General features: G+C 69.4%; 4 protein-coding genes and 1 pseudogene. 2 read left to right on the forward strand and 3 right to left on the reverse strand.

What is annotated here, in order from left to right:
- The 3 genes from HMPREF3115_RS32505 to HMPREF3115_RS17190 all read right to left on the reverse strand — a co-directional run.
- Window positions 1-522 (reverse strand): aldehyde dehydrogenase family protein (locus HMPREF3115_RS32505; protein ID WP_256276227.1); only part of this gene is annotated, 522 nt, incomplete at its 3' end.
- A 98-nt stretch (window positions 523-620) separates the two neighbouring features.
- Window positions 621-2,327 carry an AMP-binding protein gene (locus HMPREF3115_RS17185; protein ID WP_070555314.1) on the reverse strand — a complete coding sequence of 569 codons (1,707 nt, stop codon included), beginning with the start codon at window positions 2,325-2,327 and terminating at the stop codon, window positions 621-623.
- 174 nt (window positions 2,328-2,501) lie between these two features.
- The gene (locus HMPREF3115_RS17190; protein ID WP_070555316.1) at window positions 2,502-3,635 is read right to left on the reverse strand and encodes an acyl-CoA dehydrogenase family protein; all 1,134 of its coding nucleotides are present in this window, start codon (window positions 3,633-3,635) and stop codon (window positions 2,502-2,504) included.
- Between the two features lie 136 nt (window positions 3,636-3,771).
- On the opposite strand from HMPREF3115_RS17190, the gene HMPREF3115_RS17195 reads away from it, so the two are divergent.
- Both HMPREF3115_RS17195 and HMPREF3115_RS17200 read left to right on the forward strand, forming a co-directional pair.
- Window positions 3,772-4,809, forward strand: a complete 1,038-nt coding sequence (locus tag HMPREF3115_RS17195; RefSeq protein ID WP_006406116.1) for an AraC family transcriptional regulator — start codon at window positions 3,772-3,774, stop codon at window positions 4,807-4,809.
- A 115-nt stretch (window positions 4,810-4,924) separates the two neighbouring features.
- A pseudogene (locus HMPREF3115_RS17200) lies at window positions 4,925-5,443 on the forward strand (nodulation protein NfeD); the annotation flags it as partial.

A 5,443-nucleotide genomic window follows, 5' to 3' on the forward strand; every position in this document is an offset into this window, starting at 1 on the left:
CATCGGAAACATCCAGAGCGGAATCATCGCGGGGAAGTTGAACGGCGTGATGCCTGCGCAGACGCCGAGCGGCTGGCGCAGCGTGTACGTATCGACGCCGCCGGCGACGTTCTCCGCGAATTCGCCGAGCTGCAGCGTGCCGATCGAGCACGCGTGCTCGACGACTTCGAGCCCGCGGAAGATATCGCCTTCCGCATCGGGCAGCGTCTTGCCCTGCTCGGCGGTCAGCGTCTTCGCGATGCGCTGCTGATTCGCGCGCACGAGGTCCTGGAACTTCAGCATGATGCGCATGCGCGCGGCGATCGGCGTGTTCTTCCACGTCGCATAGGCAGCGTGCGCGGCCTGCACGGCCGCGTCGACTTCGGCGACGGTCGCGAACGGCACGCGCGCGAGCACCTGCTGCGTGGCCGGGTTGACGATGTCGCGCCACTCGTTCGTGGCGGACTCGACGAAGGCGCCGTCGATCAGCAGCTTGACCGTCGGCACGTCTTGCCCCGTACGGGGCGTCGGATTCGCGTTCATCGATCCTCTCTCCTTCAGCGCGCCGCCGCGCGACGTGCGCGGACGGCAGGTTCAGGCCGGCCGCGCTGCGCGCACGCGGCGCACAGCGCGCGGCACGGTCATTTCAGTTCCGCGGAAAAGTCTTCTTCCCAGTATTCGCCGGGCATGCGCGCGGTCGCGTCGTCGCCGCGCTCGATCTCGCGGCGGCGCAGCTCGACACGGCGAATCTTCCCGGAGATCGTCTTCGGCAGCTCGGCGAACTGCAGCCGGCGAATGCGCTTGTATGGCGCGAGCTTGTCGCGCGAGAACCGGAAGATCTCGAGCGCGAGCGCCGCGCTTTCCTCGTAGCCCTGCCGCAGCGTGATGTACGTCTTCGGCACCGACAGCCGCACCGCGTCGGGGCTCGGCACGACTGCCGCTTCGGCGATCGCCGGATGCTCGATCAGCACGCTTTCGAGCTCGAACGGGCTCAGCCGGTAGTCGGACGACTTGAACACGTCGTCCGCGCGGCCGATATAGACGTAGTAGCCGTCGTCGCGACGCATTGCGATGTCCGACGTCCGGTAGTGACCGTCGCGCATCGCGTGCGCGGTCGCGTCGCGATTGTTCGCATAGCCCGTCATCAGCCCGACCGGGCGCGCGCCGTCCGCGTCGAGCGGCAGCGCGACCTCGCCCTCGCTCACCGGTGCGCCGTCGGGATCGAGCAGCGCGATCCGATAGCCGGGCAGCGGCCGGCCCATCGATCCGGCGACGACCGGCTGGCCCGGCGAGTTGCCGATCAGGCAGGTCGTCTCGGTCTGGCCGTAGCCGTCGCGGATCGTGATGCCCCACGCCTTCTTCACGCGCTCGATGATTTCCGGATTCAGCGGCTCACCCGCGCCGACGATCTCGCGCAGCGCCACGTCGAACGACGCGAGCGGCTGCTGCACGAGCATCCGCCATACCGTCGGCGGCGCACACAGCGTCGTCACACGGTACTTGACGAGCGCGTCGAGCACGGCCTTCGCCTCGAAGCGCGCATAGTTGAACGCGAACACGCAGGCCTGCGCGTTCCACGGCGCGTAGAAGCAGCTCCACGCGTGCTTGGCCCAACCCGGCGAGCTGATGTTCCAGTGGATGTCGCCCGGCTGCAGCCCGATCCAGTACATCGTCGACAGATGGCCGACCGGATAGGTGCGATGCGTATGCTCGACGAGCTTGGGCTTCGACGTCGTGCCCGACGTGAAATACAGCAGCATCGGATCGTTCGCGTGCGTGACCGCGTCCGGCTCGAAGGCGGCGCTCGCCGCGTAGCCGTCGTTCATCGCGAGCCAGCCGTCGCGCGGCGCGCCCGCGACGATCCTCTGCGCGAGGCCGAGCCCCGGCTGCTCGAACTTCGCGGTTTCGTTCTCGTCGACGATCGCGTATGTCGCGCCGCCGATCTGCACGCGGTCGCGCACGTCGTCGGCCGACAGCTGCGTCGTCGCGGGCAGCACGATCGCGCCGAGCTTCATCGCGGCGAGCATCGCGTCCCAGAGCTCGACGCGGTTCGGCAGCATCAGCAGGATCCGGTCGCCGCGCCCGACGCCGATGCCGCGCAGCCAGTTCGCGATCCGCGACGAGCGTTCGGACATCTGCGCGAACGAATACGGCTCGCCGGTGCCGGTCGCGCCGTCGACGATCCAGAGCGCCGGTCGGTCGTTGCCGCGCGCCATCGGATCGAAGTAGTCGAGCGCCCAGTTGAACGTGTCGAGCACCGGCCATGCGAAATCGCGATACGCGGTTTCGTAGTCGGTGCGGTGGCGCAGCAGAAAATCGCGTGCGTCCAGGAATGCCTGTACCGTCATCGTGTCGTCTCCTGTCCCATGCCGGGCATGTCTCCATGCATCGCGCAACCGTCCGGCGCACGGCTGCGCACCGGACGGTTGCTTGTCGGGCGGCGCACGGTCACGTCGTTGCGTGCCGCGTTCACCGCGCTTCCCTCGTGCTCTTCAGGCCATCGTGACGGCGAGCGGCGCGGCTCAAAGCTGCCGCGCGATCACCATCCGCTGCACTTCGCTGGTGCCTTCGTAAATCTGCGTGATGCGCGCGTCGCGATAGTGACGCTCGACTTCGTAATCGACGAGATAACCGTAGCCGCCGTGGATCTGGATCGCATCCGAGCACACGCGCTCGGCCATTTCCGACGCGTAGAGCTTCGCCTGCGACGCTTCGGACAGGCACGGCAGCCCGGCCGTGCGCAGCTTCGCGGCGTGGTGCACGAGCAGGCGCGTGGCGTTGATCTGCACGGCCATGTCGGCGAGCTTCTGCTGGATCGCCTGATGCTCGGCGAGCGGCTTGCCGAACTGCACGCGCTCGCCCGCATAGCGGCGCGCCTTGTCGAACGCCGCGCGCGCGATGCCGAGCGCCTGCGCCGCGATGCCGATCCGCCCGCCTTCGAGGTTCGACAGCGCGATCTTCAGCCCTTCGCCGCGGTTGCCGAGCAGGTTTTCTTCGGGAATCGCGCAGTTCTCGAGCGTGATCGGACACGTGTCCGACGCGCGGATCCCCATCTTCTTTTCCGGCTTGCCGACGATGAAGCCCGGCGTATCCGTCGGCACCAGGAAGGCGGAAATGCCGCGCTTGCCGGCGTCGGGATCGGTCATGGCAAAAACGATCGCGACGCCCGCGCGCTGGCCGTTCGTCACGAACTGCTTCGCGCCGTTCAGCACCCATTTGCCGTCGCGCAGCTCGGCGCGCGTGCGCAGGTTGTTCGCCTCGGAGCCGGCCTGCGGCTCGGTCAGGCAGAATGCGCCGATCACGCGCCCGGCGGCCATGTCGCCGAGCCAGCGCGCCTTCTGCTCGGGCGTGCCGAAGCCGAGGATCGGCCCGCAGCCGACCGAGTTGTGCACGCTCATCATCGTCGCGCAGGCTGCGTCGCCGGCCGCGATCTCCTCCATCGCGAGCGCATAGGCGACGTAGTCGGTGTACGAGCCGCCGAGCTCCTGCGGCACGATCATCCCGAGCAGCCCCAGTTCGCCGAGCTGCGCGACGACCGCGTCGGGCAATTGCGCGTCGCGGTCCCACTGCGCGGCGTTCGGCGCCAGCACCTCGGTGGCAAAAGCGCGCGCGGCATCGCGAATCATCCGCTGGTCTTCGGTATAAAGCGCATCCATGGTGCGGCTGTCTCCTGCGGCCGCACGGTGCGGCCGTCGTTCTGTTTCGATGCAATCAGTGTAGGCAAGCGTGCGCATCTGTTCGATGCTCGCGCCGCTCATTTACACTGAGCGTTTTTGCCATACCGGCACCGGGATGAAGCAGGAAGACAAGGGAACCGTCGCGATCGGTCTCGTCGCGTACAGCATCGCGCTGGCCGTGCGCCGCGGCGTGGCGGCCGCGCCGCTGCTCGCGCAGGCCGGCATCGCGCCCGCGCTGCTCGACCAGCCACGCGCGCGCGTGTCCGCGCAGCAGTACGGCGCGCTGTGGAACGCGATCGCGCGCGCGCTCGACGACGAATTCTTCGGGCAGGACAGCCACCCGATGCGCAGCGGCAGCTTCGTCGCGATGAGCCAGGCCGCGCTGTCGGCGGCCGACGGGCTGCACGCAATGGCGCGCGCGGTGAACTTCATGCACTGCGTGCTCGACGATCTGCACGCGGAACTCGACGCGAACCCGCAGCGCGTGCGGCTGCGTTTCGTGCATCGCAACAGCGGCGCGACGCCCGCGATGTTCACGTACGCGACCTATTTCATCATCGTGTACGGGCTGACCTGCTGGCTGATCGGCCGGCGCATCCCGCTGCTGCACGCGAGCTTCCGCTGCGATACGCCGCCGGCCGACCACGAGTATCCGTCGATGTTCTGCGACGACATGCGCTTCAACCAGCCCGATTCGTATGTGGATTTCGATCCGGAATTCGCGACGCTGCCGGTCGTGCAGAACGCGAAAACGCTGAAGACGTTCCTGCGCAACGCGCCGGCCAGTTTCATCGTCAAGTACCGCAATCCGAACGCGCTGGCGCCGCGCGTGCGCGCCGTGCTGCGCGGGATGCCACCCGCCGCGTGGCCCGGCGCGGCCGGGATGGCCGCGCGGCTCTACGTCGCCGAAGCGACGCTGAGGCGCAAGCTGCATCAGGAAGGTCACGCGTATCAGTCGATCAAGGACACGCTGCGGCGCGATCTCGCGTTCGAGGCGCTCGCCGATCCGACGCGCACGATCGCGGACGTCGCGGCGGCCGCGGGCTTCGCGGAGCCGAGCGCGTTCTATCGCGCCTTCCGCAAGTGGAGCGGGCGCAGTCCGGCCGAATACCGCGACGAAGTGCTCGCGCGGGCGGGCAACGCGCGGCCCTGAGTCGCGCGGCGGCCGTCTTCCCGCTCTGCGCCGAAACCGCCTAATCTTTAAGCGTCGGGCCCAGCCCATTCCGCGAACCGGACGGCATGCGGCCGCGCGCCGCCCGGACGTCCCGATGCACGCTCCACGTCACGGACCGCCGCACGCCGCGCGCGGCGGCCGCCCTCGTCACCCGCTGTCCGCGCGGGTCGCGCGCGCCGCGCTGTTCGCGGTGCTGCTCGTCGTATGCGCGGCCGTCGCCGCGCCGCCGCCCGCGCCTGCGCCTGCGCCTGCGGGCCCGGCGCCTGTGATCGTGATTCCGCTCAACGGCGCGATCGGGCCGGCCAGCGCCGACTTCGTCGTCCGTTCGCTCCAGCGCGCGGCGCGCGAGCATGCGCCGCTCGCGATCCTGCAGCTCGACACGCCCGGCGGCCTCGACACGTCGATGCGGCAGGTCATCAAGGCGATCCTCGGCTCGCCGGTACCGGTCGCGGCTTTCGTCGCGCCGGGCGGCGCGCGTGCCGCGAGCGCGGGCACCTACATCGTCTATGCGAGCCATATCGCGGCGATGGCGCCCGGTACCAATCTCGGCGCGGCATCGCCGGTGCAGCTCGGCGTCGGCGGCGGTACGCCGGCCGCGCCGCCGCAGGCGCCG

Source organism: Burkholderia sp. HMSC10F09, from assembly GCF_001806955.1.
Classification (GTDB): domain Bacteria; phylum Pseudomonadota; class Gammaproteobacteria; order Burkholderiales; family Burkholderiaceae; genus Burkholderia; species Burkholderia multivorans.

Coding starts and splice junctions, on each gene's coding strand:
- HMPREF3115_RS17190 (WP_070555316.1), bottom strand. CDS start 3,635: ATGGATGCGCTTTATACCGAAGACCAGCGGATGATTCGCGATGCCGCG.
- HMPREF3115_RS17195 (WP_006406116.1), top strand. CDS start 3,772: ATGAAGCAGGAAGACAAGGGAACCGTCGCGATCGGTCTCGTCGCGTAC.
- HMPREF3115_RS17185 (WP_070555314.1), bottom strand. CDS start 2,327: ATGACGGTACAGGCATTCCTGGACGCACGCGATTTTCTGCTGCGCCAC.